Consider the following 18,552-nt stretch of genomic DNA (forward strand, 5'->3'; position numbering starts at 1 on the left):
TTACACTTTTCGTTTAATCACACTTCAGCACATTTCAACGAAGTTTTTCAAAATCTTCAGCCCTGTAGCTCCGCTTTTTTCAGGGTGGAACTGGGTGCCCATGACATTACCTTTTGAGTTCACCACGGAAGCTGAAAACTCAAGCCCATACTCACATGACGCCAGGGTATTCTCTGCAGCCGTATCAACATAGTATGAGTGTACGAAATACACAAAAGAACCGTCAGGAATACCTCTGAACAGAGGATGATCCTGTGTGATCCTGATATTGTTCCAGCCCATGTGGGGCACTTTCAGTTCAGACTTTGGAAAGCGGAGTACCCTGCCGTGGATGAGGTCGAGACCATCTGTCAACCCTCCTTCTTCAGAGGAACTCATCAAAACCTGCTGCCCGAGACAGATCCCGAGCATTGGTTTTCCCGAGTCTGCAAATTCCGCAATAGTATCTTTGAGGGGGACAAGACATTTCATCGCATCTATAAAAGCACCGACTCCAGGTAGAATAACACCGTCTGCTTCCAGGATCTCTTCAGGATTCCCGGAGATTGCGGGACTTGCTCCAACGTGTTCAAGCCCCTTTTGAACACTTCTGAGATTTCCAAGCCCGTAATCGATAATCACGATTCTTTTCATAGCTCTAACAAACAAAGTTAAGATAGATTAAGCTTACGAACAAAGAATTTCAAAAATGTGTGGAAAAATAAGAAAAATATGAAGTAAAAATAAGAGAATTTTACCTGAAAAATACAAAAGTAAACATTTCAGGCCAGTATTTATCTGCAAAAAGGTTACAGGGGTATTTTCTCCTGCTCAAAAATCACCTTGTGCTTGCCACAGCGAACGCATTTGTAACGTTTTTCGAGCACCTTTGGCATGAAATAGAGTGCCCCGCTTTTTCGTTTCCAATCGTGCAGTCCTAGAAGACACAAAAAATTTTGTCTATGGTCCGATTCACCTGGATCATCAGAACATTCTTGAGTCAAAAACCTATTTCCCTCGCTATAGTTAGTAAGGTTGTTTTGCGGTATTAAATGACTTTATGCACAAAAGTGCTATATAAACATATACTTATTAAGGATAAATAAAATCATTCCTGCCATTAAACCGAAATGTTTGCCAACGTATCAAAAAGTTATAAATAGAAGGATTGAATATTGTAGAATGTTACACAGTTAAACTTTAATTCTCAAAATTAAAGTGAGGGGGAAATATAATGAGAATTCAGCTATTCAGACGCAACGAAAAGGCAATGGAATTGCCAATTAACATCGTTGTGATGCTCGTCGTGGCGATGGTCGCTCTTGCAACGCTTATTTCGATAATACCGACTCCTACAAAGGAAATGTCAGTTTTTGTGGAAAGGACAGCACTCGGGACAGGAAGTCTTCAGCCAGGAAACTCGATAATAGTAAGTGCTGCTACTGCGCAAAACCCGTTCGCCGTATCAGCAGAAGTAAGAGTCACAGATAAAGATGGAAACCCGGTAAGAGGTGCAAATGTTATCCTTAAAGGTCTTGGAGGTGTGGCATCAAACACAACTGACATTAACGGCGTCACTGTGCTGACAACACCGGCAACTGGGCGGGTAAGGCTTGACCCGAACCAGAATGAAGGTACAATGGACCTGAAAATCATAGCAGACGGGTTCTATGATTACGAGAAAAAAGACGCAGTTATGATCATCAAGACCCGCTAAATGGACACATAGAAGGATAATACGGATAAGCTGGAGAACTGGGGGAAAATGCACATGCTGCCTGAAAACTTAAAAGAGAATGAAAAAGGAACTGTAGGGCTTCCGATAAGGATTGTAGTTCTTTCGATAGTCGGGTTTATAGGGTTTTGTGCGATTCTCTCAGCCATTTCAGAGGCTCCGAAGCCTCCGGAATCCATGTATGCAACACCAAATATAAGCACATTTTCACTCAGCTCAGGAGGAGAAGGGTCCAGCTTTAGCATGAAAATAAGCGTTCTTGACAGTGAAAACCGCGGGGTGGGAGGAGCAAATGTAATTTTGTGGAGTCCGGACAGAAAAAACGCTTATTCGGGTGTTACGGATTCTAACGGGAACGTAATAATAATGATTTCTAACCCTGAACTGCCTCCTGGAAAAGCAGAAGGGTATATTTCGATAAAAGTGATGAGAAGCGGATATAAGGATATTAATGAAGAGTATTTTGTAAAGATAAAAAGAATTTAAAGCTTTGATTGAGAGTTTCCAAAACAATTCTGGAGAATTACGCTTTAAGAATTAGATTTGGCAAATTAGTCTCTTAAGAAGTTAAGAATCCGAAAAAGCTCTTTTTAATACTCGTTCTTTTTTAGATTTTAGATATCACATTTAATTTGCATATACCTGAATTTGACTTTTGAAGTATTACATCAAGATATTCTCGTTATTAACCATAAACCATAGCCCACAGAATGCCATAAAACCTCCGCAGAGGTATACCAGTTTTCTGTGTGTGGGCTGTGAAATTATTTCTGTCCCTTTGGAAAAAGAGGAGGATAAAGATAAAAGAAATCCAAAGTCTGCTATCCAGTGCCCGATAACGAATGCAATTACTGCAAGGATACCTATTAGATACTCCTCAAGAATGATTGCACTGCCCGCCGTTAACCACCATGAAACAAAAAAAGGGTTCAATGCGGAGGTAATAATTCCTGCGGATACCGTACCTGAGAAAGGGTTCAATGCTGAAGTTATGACTCCTGAAGACATGGGACCCGAGCAGAGGTTAAGGCTGCTGGCTGAGATACAGACATCCATTGTAGAGGCTTCTTTTGCTTTTTTAACCATTAAAAGCCCGAAGGCCACCATTAAAAAACCTCCCGCAATAGCCAGGTGCGAGATAATTGATTGCCTGAGAAAAGATGAGGCCCCTATCAGGATAAGCATGAAAAAAACAAATTCTACAAGGGCGTGACCCATAAATATCGAAGGTCCTGCTCTCCAGCCTTTATGAAAAGATGCCCCGATTGTTGCAAACATCATGGGTCCTGGAATAATGGCTGCAGATATACCTACTGTGAAGCCGAGAACAAGAGCCTTAATTAATTCTATAACGGTGCCGCCCCCATATATCTCAGTACAGAAGTATAGGAAGTTGCCATATAAAAATGTTTTTAGACTGATCAAAAAATAGAGTTTACCGCATCAGTCAGAAAAAACACATCATTAACTATAACCGGTTTGTCTGTAAATTTGCCTGATTTTGCTGTTAACTGGTAATTTGAGAGACTGCAAAGTATACACACTACTTTATAAATTAATTTATTGCTCTGCAGATTGATAATTAGTCACTTGATATATAAAATATCACGACGGAGGATAATTATTGGTGACGGTTTTCTGTTTTCATTGTTAGTCCGTTAGTGATTTTTGTTTCCGGTTAACCATGGAAAACTTCAAAAGTACAGCTCCTGCCATAATTACCGCAAGCCCGATTGAGAAGTAAGGAGACCTTATTATATCCCATCGGCCGGACCAGATAAGAAGCCCTGTAAGGAAAAGGACTGAAGATCCGGCAATTCCCGAGATTTCTACCGGAACTTTTATGGAACCCAGTGTAAACCTGTCTCTATTTTCAAGGAATTCAATACGCGATTCAAGTTTTCTTATATATTCCTGCGATGCATCTTCCTGACCTTTCATGTCCCGGACTTCACCCTCAAGTTTTCCAATCTCCGGCTCAAGGCTGCTGTGCACAAAACCAGAAAGGTCAGATATTGCTGCCTGTAAAGTATGAAGGCTTTCCGAGAGGCTGGAAAAAAGAGTGCTTATCTCTTTTATTCTATAACTGACTCCCGAAACATCGGAAGAGCTGTCCAGAGAAATCATGGAAGCGTTTGAAGACCCTGAAGAAGGCAGGACAGAACTGAAGGCAAAATTAGAAATATTCTCCTGTGTTACCGACGGAGAAGAGTCTGAAAGCAAAGAATTTCCCGAAAGAGGAAAAGGAGATTCAGGAGAGATAGAAGGCACATGCGGAGTAACTGAAGAACCTGTAGCAGGCTTTGCAGAGGCCAGTTCCTGAAAAGAATCTGAAGAAATTCCTGAAAGAACCTTCCCAGCCTGTGAATTTTGAGGCATTTCAATAGATAGGCGGCGTTCAACTGCTCTAAGTCGCTTTTCAAAACTTCTGATGTTCTGGTCAAAGATTTCAATTCGTCCCTGAAGATCGTCCCTTATTTCGGGCTCTGCCTGACATGCTTTACTCAATTGAACCATAACCCCCAAAAAATACTACTATGAAATCATATTCAGACAGATATAAATATTTTGTATTTGGGATAAAAGATAAAAAGGATATTAAAAAAGAAAGGAACTATAAATGGAAAAATTAAAGAGGTCTTACCTCAATAAAATCTCCGCTGTCCTGAGCCTCCATAATTTCCAGTGCAAGGTCTGAGTTTATCCTGAGTTTCACATCTCCATGCCGGCTAACAGTTGCACTGAAAAGATATTCATCTTCAATAAATATCTCCACATCCCTTCCAGCGAGCTCGGGAGCCCCAAGGATAAGGTGTTTTTTGGTTCTTTCGATAACAGGATGAACCGGAGAAGCAGGAACACCTTTTTCAGGTACCGATTCCCGGGCTTTTCCCGGAAAAGCTTTGCGTTCAGCTCCTCTTTTCAGACCTTTTGTGCTTTTTGGAGTTTCAGCTTCAATCTCCCTTACATCGATATGGAGCCCAAGTATGTTTTCGATCCTGTCAATGACGTTACCGCCTTTGCCGATAACTTTCCTCATATCTTCATCTAAAACCTTTACAATTGCGCTGTCGTCCGAGGTAACTTCCACTTCAACAGGACCCGTTGCATACCTGCCGATAACATTCCTTATTTCTTCTTCGGCCAGTTTCCAGGCAGGCTTGCGGCTTTCCCTGGGAGAGCCTATTGGCATGACCACGACCTGTTCTCCATAAGTGTAAATCTCATACTCGACCTTGCCGGTTTCAAAATCCGCAATGGTAATTACCGGCCTTGCGAGGTCCTGCTCGGTCATACCGTGAGGGACCTTAACTGTAAAAGCGAGCACCAGAACCTTTGCAACCTCTCCTTTGTCGATGAAAATTACAGTGTCAACTACCTGAGGGATTACACCCAGTTCAACCCTGCCTATAAGGCGCTGGATTGCGTCCACTGCGCGGGTTGCATGTACCACTCCAATCATTCCAACCCCTGCAAGCCGCATGTCCGCAAAGATCAGAAAATCCCCGGTTTTCCGGACTTCATCATAGATGGTGTAGTCCGGCCTGACAAGGAGCAAAAGATCAGCGGTATCCTCCATCCTTCCGTTGAGAGGAGAATACTGAGTGATCTCAGCAGGCACCTGCAGGTCCCTCGGAGATTCCATGGTTTTGACTACCTGCCCGTGGTCGTTCAGGTAGCGTGCAACCCCGGCAGCAAAAGTGGACTTACCGGCTCCCGGTGGCCCTGCAATGAGGATTCCACGCTGGCTTATTATGCGCTCTTTCAGCTTATCGCTCAGGCGGTAGTGCTCAAGGTCAACAACAACCGTAGGCCTGACAATAGTTATCTCCATGTCATCAGAAAAAGGCGGATGTGCAATTGCAATCCTCATATTTCTGATCTGCAGGACCGTAGCCCCGCTTGAAGACATCTCTATGAAAGACTCGGGGTCAAGCCTGGCTCTCTCGATAAGCTCTTTAGAGATGCTGGAAAGTTCCTGAGAACTTGCAGGTTCTTCCCTGATCCGCACATAACGCACCTGACCAACAGGACCCTTCTTGGCCATTGGAGAAACCCCGTTTTTGAGATGTACGGACATCGTGTCGTCAGTGAAGAAGTGCTCTACTTTAAGAGGACCGAATTCCGAGGGGTCCAGAACTTTGGGATGCATATACTCAACTTCAAGTCCTTTTGCCCTGGCTATCAAAGCCTGTACGCGGTCCTCGCTAACGAACAGCCCCCCTGCATCAAGAGCGGTCTGCCGGATAAGGGCATCCACCCTTCCTTCTTTAGAAAGCCTGATCTCTTCAATAGTGGGCCGAGCCCCGCTGAATTGAAGTTGAATATCCCCCCTGTCTGCCAGCTTGCGGAGTTCAGAAAGTTCCTCAAGCCCCTTAAACCCGATTTCTCTGCCCTTATTTGCCTGGGCTTCAAGTTCCGATACTACAGCTTCAGGAATGATAACCTCAGCTCTCCCGAACTCACCGCTTTTAATTCGGGACGAAAGCCTCCCGTCAATAATCACGCTCGTATCCGGAACAATTCTCCATATCCGCTTCTCATCAGCCATATAAATGGATATAGAGCCAGAAAGTATATAATATAATCCTTAGCGGTTTCCATAGATTATCCAATACCTATTTAAATGATGAGATAATATTATTACTGATAGTAATAATTAGGTGATAAATTATGCGTGCAAAGCATATTAAAAACCCTGTGGAAATATTAAAAGAATTTTGTGAAAGTAGTAACATATCTCCAGTTAGTCAAGAGATAGTTGAAGAATATATTATGGATATGACAATTGAGAACGTGAAGCCCAGTACGCTATTATACAACGCTAAAATAATGAAATATTTCTTGTCTAACGTAAAAACCGATCTGGACAAATTAGACGTTAAAGATTGCAAACAGCTACAGGCAGCGCTTCATAACAAGGATTGTGCGGAATCCACAAAGAAAATGTATATGATAGGTTTCAAGCGTTTCCTTCATTGGTATGGAAGAAACAAGGGTAACAGAAAGTATATGGATCTAGCAGATTCGATGAAAAGGAAGTCTAAGATTGAGCGCAAAGTTCCCAGTGATCTGTTAACCGAATCTGAAATAATGCAGATGATAGAAGCAACAACTAATCATCGCGACGCTGCCATAATAGCTACACTATATGAAAGTGGGTGTCGTATTAGTGAATTACTGTCCTGTAGAATAAAAGATATTGAGTTTGTTAGTAGTGGATGTAAAATAACATTCCCCAAATCAAAGACTGAATCTAGAACTGTATTATTAGTTTTTGCAACTGGGTATATTCAGAGGTATCTAAGTAAACATCATGACAAAAATAATCCTGATTCACCATTGTTTATCACAAACAGTAAACAGAGCATCGGAACAAAAGAAAAACCAGCCTCAGGTTATAAAGTTATAGAGTATTCTACAATTCATATGATTATTAGAGATATAGCAAAAGCTGCTGGAATCAAGAAGAGGGTTTATCCACACCTCTTCAGGCACACAAGGGCTACAATATTATCGAAGTCTAATAAGATAAGCGAGGCTAATCTAAGAAACATGTTAGGGTGGGCCCCTGGTAGCTATATGCCAAGTATATATGTCCACCTTAGTGGGGAAGACTCGGCTAACGCCGTCAGAGAGCTTTATGGTCTTATTGATCCACAGAAGACTACATCTGGGATAGAGATGGGAATATGCATAAGGTGCAAAGAGCCAAACCCAGTAGGGGAATCGCTTTGTCGCAAGTGTAGTCTACCACTAACGAAAGAAGCCGAACAGATGGATGCGATACTTAATCAGGCACTCTCGACTTATTTTACTCAAAATCCAAATACTCAGGTAGACCTTATGAAGACTATTTTAAGTCAGTCAAAGTAATTTTTTTTGCTCGAATTGTGAAATTCTTATTAATACATATTGTTTATAATCTGGAGGAATGAATATTCTACGCCCCATATTGATTTTCGAAGCCACGTAGAGCCTCCATAGCCATTGACCAGATTATTAGTAGGATATTTAGATTACCTGTTTTTCATTCAAGTCGTTGATTTTTTAACCACTGAAGTTTAATCCTATAAATACGTATTGTTTTAAAGGCTTATTAACACTTATTTTGACGAACGAAGGCTTATTATGATCGCTACGAACTCATCTTACATATATAATGAATCATAATTTATTAGTATATGAATTCAAAACAGCAAGCCAATGAACTTATACGAAGTCACGGGATAGAAAACGTCAAACGCATAGCTCAATATGGCGAGCAGCCTTACAAGGCTATGGCTACTACATTACTAGAAATTGCAGGGGAGGAGGTTCCTGTCTAATGGTAAGACGCATAGTAGATGCCGACAAAAAAGCTGTCGGCATCACAATATCCCTACCCCCTTCCTCGATTAGACTTATAGACGGCAGCAGAGGACAACAATCCAGATCTAGCTACATTAACAATCTCATAAAAGACAGGATGATGGGATAATGGGCAATCTTTACTTGGCAAGCTACCCACTAACACCGAAAATATATTCGGAAATGCGTAGGCTGGGAGAATCCCGCGCTAGCGTTATACGTCTGGCACTATGCCAGTACTTTGGCATCGATCAAACTGGAAAGGTCATACCGACCCTTGAAATAATTATATGGAACAAGCTTACGGATGAAGCTAAACTTCATGAGATTTCAAGCCAGCAACTTGTACGGGATATTATTGATGATTATCTAGCTCGTCAACCAACGATACAGACTCGACCACCAGAAGAAATCGATGCAGAAATAGAAGAAAAAATCAATGAGATTGTCAGTACATACAAAAACACTAATCCATACTTTGAGAAAGCGCGCATTAGTCAAGTCAGAAATCGTATTCTAGCAAAAAGGCTCCAGACTAGAAAATGTAAATCACCTCTTAACGTGCTCGATGAAGCCCTTGATCACCAAGCAAAAATATTAGGCAGGACTAGAGAAGAGATCGAAAGAGATTTATTGTGTGCTTATTTCAATATCAAGCAGGTGGTTAAATAAATTGGATAGAGGCCTATTATAAGACCTCAATATCTCTTGAGTCTTGCTTTTTTGCACCGATCCTTGCTATTGAGTTGACATAGCATTTCACCTGTACAGCTACGTTGACATTCGGGTCGCACATTCTATAATCGTATAAACCAGTCTCATTGATTATAGCCTCTTTTATTGAAATGTCAAGTTCCATCTTGTCTACTTTATTGAGAATTAGCTCAAATATTTTCCCATATTTTATGCTGTTTTCATAGTAGATATTGAAAAACTGTCTCTCGGCTTCTTTTACATTACCCTGTAGTGCGGAAGCAACTATTTTCTCGGCACCCCATTCTTCTAAAGTGCCTGTTTCATCCCCTACGTTTTCTAACGCTATGTGATTCTTTCTGTTAACTGACGCTGTAGTTAATATTATAGCTTGTCTGAGCGAGCCAAGAGCTCTCTGTGCAAGTATTTCAAGCGCACCTTCATCATACGTTATACCTTCATTTTTACATATAAACATCAGCCGTTGAACTATGAGATCGTCTGAAATTGGCTTGAAATTGACACGAAAGCATCTATCCTGAATTGGACTAATGATTTTTTCTGGGTTATTACAGGCGAATATGAACTTAGCTGTTTCCGTATTCTCTTGCATAATTTCCTTGAGTGCATCTTGTGCTTGATTCGTAAGCTCATCAGCTTCGTCAAGGAATATAATATGAAATGATGCAGCCGCTGGAGCCATTATTGTAAGTTGTTTTATTTTTACCCTTATAAATTCAATTCCGCGTTCATTTGACGCGTTGAACCGAGAAAAATTATCTCTCCAGTTTTTTCCGAACAATTCTTGTGCTAATACCATTGCAGCAGATGTTTTTCCTACACCAGGTGGACCGGCAAATAACATATGAGGTATAGCCAAGTTTGGATTAGGCGAATTAACCCATTCTTCGATTTTCATTTGTATATTCGGCTGTCCCACTAAGTCTTTTATCCTTTTTGGTTTATACTTCTCGTCTAAATTTTCACTTGACATGTATATAAATATGCTAATTATAAATATATATTTTTCTTAGTAAACATTAAATATCAATATTTATTATAGATTTATAATATGGAGAATAATATAGAAAAACAAAGCGATAAAATTAATTTAAAGGCTGAAGATATGGTAGAAAAGACCAAAAAAGAAGCTGCAATAACAGAGGAAAATGAAGTAAACCATCGAATAGAGTTTCTAAGGGCCGAGCCTATATATCCTGAAGAGTTAAAACAACACCCTATCAACGCCACGCTATATCAAGACGAATCTGTTGATTTGGATCTAGTTGACAGTATTAGAAAAAAGGGTTTAGTCGAACCGCTTATAGTAAAAGAAGATAAAACGATTATTAGTGGACATAGAAGATGGCGAGCCTTAAAATATATTAACGAAAGACAGCTAGGCAGAATCATAGTCGACAGTAAGGGCGACAAAATTGCCGACATGCCTTTCGTTCGTCGGACAGCTACATGTCACTTAGTCAGGTTTAAAAGCACAGAAGAAGAGCAGCTTGCTATTGTCGAATACAATCGCCGCCGACTTAAACGAATGTCGCAAATGTATAATGAAATCGAGATGTTACATGACGTCTTCGATGGAGTGGCGCAAAACAATTCGCGGGCTAATCTAAAACAAAACTCCGGTGCGCCAACATTGGTGCGTCGGTTGAAAGAAGCAGTGAAAAATGGTGAAATAGACGAGCAAGAAATTGATTGGAGTCTAACGCCTGCAGAAATCGCCTGTCAATATGGGCACCTTGTTGGTGGTCCGAAATTTACCGACAAGGAAGAATACGACAAATCAAAAGCTGAAACAAATACAAAAATTGGAAAAATTCTAGGGATAGGTAAGACAACTGTTGCAAACTTAACAGAAGTCGGGCGACTTGCCAAAGATTTCAGTGACCCGCACGCAGTCAAATCTATGGAACTCATGGACAGGGGTATATGGAAAATTGGTGCGGCTCATAAATATGTGTGGCTTCGAAAGAGAGTGCTTTCAAGAAACGAGCCTGGTTCAGTCATTGCGAAAGAGTTAATTCAGGATATAGATGCAGGAATTAGAATTAAGGAGAAGAAAGAAAAAGGTAAGATTCTAACACCTGCCGCCGCAGTGAAAGAGTTTCAAAAATTAGTGAAATCAGAGGAAGAAAAAATAGATTTATACAGCGGTCCAAGAAAACTCACATACTCTGTTCTATACTTTGATTTTCCTGCTATTGAGCCCTATAATATCAACGAGGAAAATGCATATGAGCTCCCAGAGGAAATCAAAAATGTGTTTACTCCATCCGCAAACAATTCTGCAATGTTTATAGCAACGAATAGCAAAAATTTGACTCAAGCATCGCTTTATCTTACGCGATGGGGCTTTAAGCTAAGGTCATACATCCTAATCAAGGAGAAGAAAGGTCATGAAATGCTGCTATTTTGTATTAGGGGTTCATTGGCTATGCCAAAGCCCGAAAATTGGCCGAGCAATATAATTCAAAATAAAAGTTCGATTCTACAACTTATTCGATCGATATATCCCGAAGAAGAAAGCTTTTGGGAAGTACATCTCGACAAGTATCATACACAACCCGAAGGGTGGGGAAAATCACTAGAACAGATAAAAGCTGAGAAAGAAGCAACTGAAAGAGAAGTAGCTAAACAGGAAGAAAATGAGGTAGACGATGAAGATACCAAAGATGAAGGGGAAGGCGTTGCTCCAGTAGCGCGAGGAGGGTGGACATAAAACGGTGTTCGGGATATTTCAAGCTTGACTTATCCCGATTTTTGATTTTTTTAGAACTTCTGATACATTCCCAGTGAAAAGCTCATGTTTCCGTCTTCGACTGAAAGTGCTTTTTTGTTGCTGACAAGCTCTGAGTTTATCATGAGCTCTTTACAGGTTCCGCTACACTTATAAAACAGTGCAGGATTACACTTTAGTGCTGCTGCATCCAGCAGTTTCATAATGATTGTAAAGGCACGGTATGACATGTTGTTTGATATTTCACGTGCCAACCTTGCTTGAAACTTACTCTCTGTACCTGATTCCGCAATTTGCTTCTCCTCAATCTCTGAAACCTTCCTGCAATATTGTCCGAGCATGAAAAATGCTCGCTTGGCGTTTACATCACCGGTATTAAAGAACTTCTCATTTGCTGCGAAATATTCATCAACCTTACTTTTCTCAACTTCAACTTTTGTGCTTTTCTCAACTTCAGCTTTTGTGTTTACCATTTCTAAATGCTCCTATTTTTATGCTTGTTTGACGATTATTCGACAAAATAATAATTTCGACTATTCGTATTTATACCTATTGTCTATAACTGTGCCAACTGATAGCGTTTATGACAAAAAGAAAAATTCTATATATTGCTCGATTCCCGAGGAAGATAAAAAAGAAGTAACGTGTGCTTAAAAGAAGAAATTCGGGATTTGTTATAGGTAATCTAGCCTTCGTATAAGCCCGAGATCAGGGTTCTAAGCTTCATAGCCGAGCTTTTAGGATAAAATAAGGCAATTGGATAGATATTACATAAAAAGCAGTTAAAAAGGGTTAAAGTTGGTAATTACCAGTCTGCTACTTCATATGCTGGTCTATCTATAATTCTTTCACTTACCTTTGTACCTTCGGGACAAACGTCTTCATAGGAAACATCGCCAGGTAACGCATAATTCTTGCCTTTATCCCTCACAATATACAATATTTCTCTAGCCCTACTAGCACCAACATTCCATACGCGAGCTTCTGCTTCCGCTAACTCGAGAGAGGTACGCATTGAACGTTGAATAGCAGGAGTTATACCTGTATGGAGGAATATGGCATCTGCTTCAAGCCCTTTTGATGAATGAATTGTCATAACCCTATTGCTTTTAGCTTCATCACAAGATATGAAATCCTGTCGATAAATTAGTCCCTGCATCTTTACTAGGAATTGTTTTCCCGGAAGAGCGTTTTTACCAGGTTGAGTCATTCCCTGCGTTGGATCTGAAGAGGTGAGAATTTCAATAACCTTCGGTTTCAAAATCCCTGTTCCATCCTGTACTTGAGGGAAATAAATAATATCTTTCCCAAGAAATTCCTCAATATAAACAGATTTCCTTTCTTTTTCGGTTTTTCCGTAGTTCTCAATTTCAAGTATGGTTGAAGGGAAGCGTTTTATAATCGCTATAAGCTCTTCTTTTCTCAATGGCATTTCTGTTCTTACAGCAATTATAGCATTAGCTAAATCTATTTCAGCATTGCTCCATCCCAGACCTCGATAAACATGAGAATGTACACTGAATATTTTACCTTCCTTAGCTAGATGCAGAGCAACTCCTGGAATTTGAAAATTACATCTCACTAAATAAAATGCCGAATTATGTATCGGATACTCATCTCTGTAATCAATATCTTTTATTACATTACCACACCCGTTTTTTGCATATATCATAGGTGTGGGTTCCATACCTTCAGCTTCAAGTATCTCGTTGCATATATTTTTGATCTGCATTGGAAGCCTATAAGTCTCCTGTAAAATTATTGTTTTGTCAGCTTCCCAGTTAGCAAAGAAGTCAGGACTTCCTCCTGCATATCCATATATGGATTGGTTAGGATCTCCGGCAATTATGACGTAGTCACATAACAATGACCATAACCAGAAAGTTTTGTTCATTTGAGGTGTTAAATCCTGAAACTCGTCTACCATTAAGACAGGAGTATCAAGCTGAATATTGTGTTTTAATATGAGTTCAAGCATGTCAGAGAAATCGATCTTACCAATGCCTTTTTTATAACTGTCCCAGTCTTCGAAGAACTTCACTATTTCGTCAGTAGACAACGATATTTTACCATATCCTGGAAAATTCTCAAAATCTTCAATCGATACACAGGTACTCCGACACCAGTTATAGAGCTCAAACATATCACCAGTGCATTCGGTCTCTTCATCAACTGCTTCAATATCATCTTCTTCTAATTCTTCTACTATTTCCTCTTCTTCTTCCTTCTCAACGACAGGCTTCTTTACTTTAGTACAGTGCGTATAATCATATTTGAGAGCAAATTCATACTTATCATTGTCACCTATTATCCCGAGTTTACTCCCTATAATTCCAGTGCGTAGAAGTAATCTCAGGCAAATAGAATGTATAGTGCCTACGTGTCTTTTAATCTCTTTTTCTTTAAACCCGGTTAATTCATGAACTTTTTCGATTAGATCATGTGCTGCAGACTTTCGATAAGTGATCACGGTAATATCTTCTGGTTGATACCCTCGGGATAATAAGAACTGGTAGCCGTGAACTTCATCCATAAGTTTTGTTGTCTTGCCGCATCCGGGTGGTCCAAAGATTTTAAATCTTGTAGCTAGCATTTCTGCACCTCAATGCTAATTTATGAGAAGTAATGAATTTCTTAAACGAGGGAAAAAGGGAAGCTGTTAAAAGAGTCCGTTCCTGCATTTTTCGATTGAGACAAATATACAAGGGAAAGAAGGGAAGGAGGGAAGCGATTCTGCATAGCACAATTTCCTTAATATTATTCCCTTTTTGGTCAAATTTAGCAAAAAAATCAGTTGAGGGAACAGCACGGATCCACGAGGGAAGGAACTCTTTTAACCACTTCCTACGAGTTCCCTCGTACTTCCCTCGCTTCCCTCCCATAAAAGATAAAGAAGTAAAGTTGAACATCCAAGTTCACTCCTCTTCCTCACCCTGTCCTAAAAGGGTTGAAGGTTCTAATTCCCAACAGGAATCCCGTTTTCCTCCTTTTTTAACATTTTTTCCTTTTCTCATCTTGAGGTTGTGCATCGTTTCATCAAGTCTACTTCTATCAACAGGACATCTAGACTCTAGAATTAGCTCTGAAACAACACGAGATTTTACAAAATATCTTCCACCGTCTTCAAGAATTTTCGGTGCATTGTCGATATCGAACGCTTTTTTATCTGTAACAATCTTAAGCTTGCGGATTTTTTCGAATAATTCGGTAGCATATGAAACAGCAGTCGAATCTATAAGATTACGCGTAACCTCTTTCTTATTCTCAGTCAATGCATCAATTAAATCAAACCATGCATTGCCTAATCTAGGTGCGCGCTTTTCAAATTCACGGAAGTATTGCTTCCTGAAAAATGCTTCTTCTTCTATTCTTTCTGCAGGAATACTGACAATTTTGTCATCAATATGAAACTGACATGTCATAGGGTCAGTAGGAACAATACCTTTTACAAAAACGAACTTATTAATTCTATTATAGAGCTTGAGGGCGTTATCAGTTAATGTTTGATTTTGCTGAGTTTTTAATGTGTAATCTACACTATTAGCAATCATTTTTGCTACTTCTTCTGGGTCTTTACCTGCGATCATTTCAGCAATTTCTTTTACATTAAACTGTGCTATATTCATTGTATTTTGTTTATTTTCCATTTAAATCTCTCCCGTTTAAGTAGATTAAACTAGGAGCATAAACGGACTTATACGACAATTTTTTTAGTTTCTTTTCTTTTAAACTGCAACATTAAATATAAATAATATCAGATTGTATTATATATTGTAGTTCTTATTCTTTGTCGATAAGGTGCCTTGAAGCAAGTTTGCTACCGTCTGCTTCAAGGCTTTTTCCATCTATGCCTAAAGTATTTATCATTTGTTTTCGCGAAGGGCCTTTGAATTATACCCATTCATCGGCCTTCCCGGTGTGAATTCAAAGACATCACAAAGGACGCTTCTAATAATTCCAGCGCGGCTAGTCTGACACTGTTCAGCAATTGCATCAATTTCTTCTACAAGCGGCTTGTAGTCCTGATTGATCATAATGGTGATACTTTCCATTGCATTATCCTCCGATTCTTAAAAGAGCAAATTATTTCATCGTTCACAAATGCGAACGCCGGATAACGCTCACTACTGTTATCGTTTTATCAAATTACATATTACTTCGTATCATATAAATAATTATTTATCGTAAGTTATTACAATTTTTAGTATAATATATTCAAAATATCCTCATATTCTATTTTTTATCAATGGGTATAAATATCTCTCGATGTAATTAAAATTTGGCTAAAACGATAACATAAGCCACAAAACTGGAGAATTTAGAAATGGATCGAAAGATATACAAACAAATTTTTGCAAGGCTGCAAACCCTCGGGATAATTAATGAAACTGGGGTAATGAAGACTTCGTACATGAAATTTCAAAGTCCGGGACTTATGGACTTACATGTGGATAAACTCACGGAAAACACGATAGCTCTCGCCCATAACGGGCTTCAAAACGGAGATGTCATGGCAGACCCTGATATGAGAATTTGGGTACATGCAGAACATAAAGATGCAGAAGCATTAAGCTATCAAAATGACTTCTTAGGTGTGTATCAGGAGGTATATCCTGAGCCGGGTAAGTTCAATCCAAAATTAAAAAAGGAACTTAATATCTTTCTTGCCGACTGGTTGAGGAATATCACAGAAGTACAAAAATACACACTCGCAGAAACTAAGACTGAAGACGAATAATTTTTTTTGCTCTTTTTCCTACGTATGCCTATCCAGAAGCCACGCTAACAGCTTGTAGCCATCGTAAATTGACTTTCCTGATATTTGCCTATGGCATTTAGGAAAGCTAGATTATAATCATCCCTGACCTAAAGTTAAAACTGTCTCTAGCATAATAAAGGATACGGATGTGAAAACGTATTTTTATAAAAGTGGGACTGGCTGTCCTAGGGGTTTTTACATGAAGGACAGCCTTGAATAAAGCTTTACGGGAAGTATGGTATCATCATTTGAGGTTTTTGATATCTAAATGATACTGAGTTTATAAGTGAGGACATGGCCTTTTCATATTGACCAAGGGTAGTATAAGCCTTACTCAATTTAGACCATATGATAGGGTCATCAGGTATTAATTCAACTGCCTGAAGATAGCAGTTTATCGCTTCGTTATCTCTCTTAAGAGAGCTTAAAATGTCTCCTTTACCTACCCAACTCCAAGCAAATTTCCTATCCTGTTTGATCGCAGTTTCATAAACTTCCAGGGCTTCTTCATATCTACAGAGCATATTAAGTACTTGTCCTCTACCTAGCAATCCTGGTAAATGGCTTTGGTCCAAGTCAAGCACATTATCATAAGCTTCTAAAGCTTTTTCTTTTTCACCTTGCTCAACAAAGATATGACCCTTATGAAGCCATGCTTCCTTATGCTTTGGACTAATTTCTATGGCTTTATTACAAGCTTCCAGTGCCTTAGAGAGCCTACCCAACTTTTGAAAAACAATTGCTTTAAGAATCCAAGGATCGGCAACTTTTGGGTTTATTTCAATAGCTTCTTCATAAGCTCTTAATGAATCCTCATACTTACCAAGAAGATCTAAGATTTTCCCTTTATGTACCAACTCATCAAAACCCGATCGTAATTTAATTGCTTTTTCTATAGCCTTCAATGCTTCCACAAATTTACCAATACTATAGAAAGCGGAACTCTTATTAAACCACGCGTCCGCGTAGTTTGGATCTATTTTAAGTGCCTTTTCATAAGCTTCCAACGCTTCATTATGTTCTCTAATACTTTGCAGAGTAATTCCTTTGTTAAACCATACTTCTGCTATAGTTGGATCAATTTCAATTGATTTATCGTACATACTTAAAGCTCTGTCTTTTTCACCTAAGCGGTCAAATACTAGACCTTTATTACCTAAAGCTTCTGGAGATTTTGGGTTAATTTCAAGTGCTTTATTAATGGATATTAAAGCTTGATCATATTCTTCTTTTTTTAAGAGAGGGCCTACTCTATTAATCCACGCTTCTTCAAGTTCGGAATCCGCTTCAATTGCACTACCTAAAGTTTCTACTGATTCATCAAATCTTTTTAATCTACTCAAAACAACTCCCTTATTATTCAAAGCGCTTGCGTAATCTTTTTTTAGTTTTATTGCTTTATTATAATCTTTTAAAGCTAAATTATCTTTACCAAGTTTTGTAAGGATATTACCTTTATTGTTCCAGGCTTTGTAATTAGAAGTATCTAGTTCTAATGACCGTTCAGCAGCTTCAAGAGCTTCCTGATATTTCTTCTTATAAAAATAGTCAAGACTACGGATTAAATAATCATTAGATTTTAATTCGACTCCAAAAAGCTCGATGTATCTTAAACTATTACTATATTCACTATATTTCTCTATTATTTCAGGAGACTGTTTTTGGTTTACCAAAATTGAGGACTTTTCACTAAGGAAGTCCGATTGTTTTTTAGCATTAATCTCTAGACTTATTTTTATTCCATTAATATAACTGGCATCATTTGCAGCTTTTTCTTTATATTCCTCCAGAGATCTTTTTGTATCCCTTAAATCTTTAAAACCTATAAAACCAAGAACTCCAATAATTATAGTAAATACAGTAAGGAAGATTCCAACAAGTTGTAACCACGTGTTAATACAACCAACTATTGTGTTTAGGGTGTTTATATTATTGTCTAAACTCTGGTCATTCTCACTAAAAGGTACAACGTTAGATCCATTATTTTCAGAGGTGATTAATAATGGATAAATATTATCACTTGAGGATTGAAAAGTAGCATTTTGGTTATTGCGATTTTCTGCTGAGACAGGTATGGCAGTAAACATACAGACTAAGAATAATAAAAGAAAAAAAACAACTGGAAATCCTTTATGAACATTCATTAAATCACGATCGCTTTATAATGTAGTTTAGAATAATTTGAGATATACTAATATTTTGAAAAATTAATAATTTCAACAAATATTAGGGTAACATTCAACCATTAATTAACAAAAACTGCTAGAAATGCGTGAGATA

At 38.8% G+C, this 18,552-nt stretch carries 16 protein-coding genes; 6 read left to right on the top strand and 10 right to left on the bottom strand.

Annotated features, from left to right (window positions below):
* Positions 1-24: 24 nt before the first annotated feature.
* A complete protein-coding gene (gene hisH / locus PLL47_RS09185; protein ID WP_324445895.1) occupies positions 25-633 on the bottom strand; it encodes an imidazole glycerol phosphate synthase subunit HisH in 609 nt (202 codons plus the stop codon).
* A 580-nt stretch (positions 634-1,213) separates the two neighbouring features.
* Here hisH and PLL47_RS09190 point away from each other — a divergent pair.
* Positions 1,214-1,696: an Ig-like domain-containing protein gene (locus PLL47_RS09190; protein ID WP_324445896.1), complete on the top strand. Its 483-nt coding sequence runs from the start codon at positions 1,214-1,216 to the stop codon at positions 1,694-1,696.
* Between the two features lie 54 nt (positions 1,697-1,750).
* Positions 1,751-2,200: a carboxypeptidase-like regulatory domain-containing protein gene (locus PLL47_RS09195; RefSeq protein ID WP_324445897.1), complete on the top strand. Its 450-nt coding sequence runs from the start codon at positions 1,751-1,753 to the stop codon at positions 2,198-2,200.
* A gap of 177 nt (positions 2,201-2,377) precedes the next feature.
* Here PLL47_RS09195 and PLL47_RS09200 read toward each other — a convergent pair whose 3' ends face one another.
* From PLL47_RS09200 to PLL47_RS09210, 3 genes are all read right to left on the bottom strand, one after another.
* Complete coding sequence (locus tag PLL47_RS09200) at positions 2,378-3,085, bottom strand: LysE family transporter (protein WP_324445910.1); 708 nt, start codon at positions 3,083-3,085, stop codon at positions 2,378-2,380.
* A gap of 279 nt (positions 3,086-3,364) precedes the next feature.
* Positions 3,365-4,231, bottom strand: coding sequence for a hypothetical protein (locus PLL47_RS09205; RefSeq protein WP_324445898.1), 867 nt, complete (start codon positions 4,229-4,231; stop codon positions 3,365-3,367).
* A gap of 112 nt (positions 4,232-4,343) precedes the next feature.
* Positions 4,344-6,266, bottom strand: a complete 1,923-nt coding sequence (locus PLL47_RS09210) for a PINc/VapC family ATPase (RefSeq protein ID WP_324445899.1) — start codon at positions 6,264-6,266, stop codon at positions 4,344-4,346.
* 122 nt (positions 6,267-6,388) lie between these two features.
* Between PLL47_RS09210 and PLL47_RS09215 the strand changes: the two genes are divergently transcribed.
* Both PLL47_RS09215 and PLL47_RS09220 read left to right on the top strand, forming a co-directional pair.
* On the top strand, positions 6,389-7,591 hold the full coding sequence (locus PLL47_RS09215; RefSeq protein ID WP_324445900.1) for a tyrosine-type recombinase/integrase: 1,203 nt from the start codon (positions 6,389-6,391) through the stop codon (positions 7,589-7,591).
* A 603-nt stretch (positions 7,592-8,194) separates the two neighbouring features.
* Positions 8,195-8,737: a hypothetical protein gene (locus tag PLL47_RS09220; protein WP_324445901.1), complete on the top strand. Its 543-nt coding sequence runs from the start codon at positions 8,195-8,197 to the stop codon at positions 8,735-8,737.
* 16 nt (positions 8,738-8,753) lie between these two features.
* On the opposite strand, the gene PLL47_RS09225 is transcribed toward PLL47_RS09220, so the two are convergent.
* On the bottom strand, positions 8,754-9,752 hold the full coding sequence (locus tag PLL47_RS09225) for an AAA family ATPase (protein WP_324445902.1): 999 nt from the start codon (positions 9,750-9,752) through the stop codon (positions 8,754-8,756).
* Positions 9,753-9,830: 78 nt separating this feature from the next.
* Between PLL47_RS09225 and PLL47_RS09230 the strand changes: the two genes are divergently transcribed.
* Positions 9,831-11,495: a ParB/RepB/Spo0J family partition protein gene (locus PLL47_RS09230; protein WP_324445903.1), complete on the top strand. Its 1,665-nt coding sequence runs from the start codon at positions 9,831-9,833 to the stop codon at positions 11,493-11,495.
* A gap of 50 nt (positions 11,496-11,545) precedes the next feature.
* Here the strand turns inward: PLL47_RS09230 and PLL47_RS09235 are convergent, their stop codons facing one another.
* The 4 genes from PLL47_RS09235 to PLL47_RS09250 all read right to left on the bottom strand — a co-directional run bounded on the left by PLL47_RS09235 (position 11,546) and on the right by PLL47_RS09250 (position 15,565).
* Positions 11,546-11,986 (bottom strand): hypothetical protein, encoded by a 441-nt coding sequence (locus PLL47_RS09235; protein WP_324445904.1) that lies wholly within the window; start codon positions 11,984-11,986, stop codon positions 11,546-11,548.
* Positions 11,987-12,318: 332 nt separating this feature from the next.
* Positions 12,319-14,106: a UvrD-helicase domain-containing protein gene (locus tag PLL47_RS09240; protein WP_324445905.1), complete on the bottom strand. Its 1,788-nt coding sequence runs from the start codon at positions 14,104-14,106 to the stop codon at positions 12,319-12,321.
* Between the two features lie 322 nt (positions 14,107-14,428).
* Positions 14,429-15,160 carry a hypothetical protein gene (locus PLL47_RS09245; RefSeq protein WP_324445906.1) on the bottom strand — a complete coding sequence of 244 codons (732 nt, stop codon included), beginning with the start codon at positions 15,158-15,160 and terminating at the stop codon, positions 14,429-14,431.
* Between the two features lie 216 nt (positions 15,161-15,376).
* Positions 15,377-15,565, bottom strand: a complete 189-nt coding sequence (locus PLL47_RS09250) for a hypothetical protein (protein ID WP_324445907.1) — start codon at positions 15,563-15,565, stop codon at positions 15,377-15,379.
* Positions 15,566-15,837: 272 nt separating this feature from the next.
* Between PLL47_RS09250 and PLL47_RS09255 the strand changes: the two genes are divergently transcribed.
* The gene (locus PLL47_RS09255) at positions 15,838-16,251 is read left to right on the top strand and encodes a DUF1249 domain-containing protein (protein WP_324445908.1); all 414 of its coding nucleotides are present in this window, start codon (positions 15,838-15,840) and stop codon (positions 16,249-16,251) included.
* A gap of 245 nt (positions 16,252-16,496) precedes the next feature.
* Here PLL47_RS09255 and PLL47_RS09260 read toward each other — a convergent pair whose 3' ends face one another.
* Positions 16,497-18,359, bottom strand: a complete 1,863-nt coding sequence (locus PLL47_RS09260; RefSeq protein ID WP_324445909.1) for a tetratricopeptide repeat protein — start codon at positions 18,357-18,359, stop codon at positions 16,497-16,499.
* Positions 18,360-18,552 lie beyond the last annotated feature (193 nt).

It is taken from the genome of Methanosarcina sp., from assembly GCF_035390745.1.
Classification (GTDB): domain Archaea; phylum Halobacteriota; class Methanosarcinia; order Methanosarcinales; family Methanosarcinaceae; genus Methanosarcina.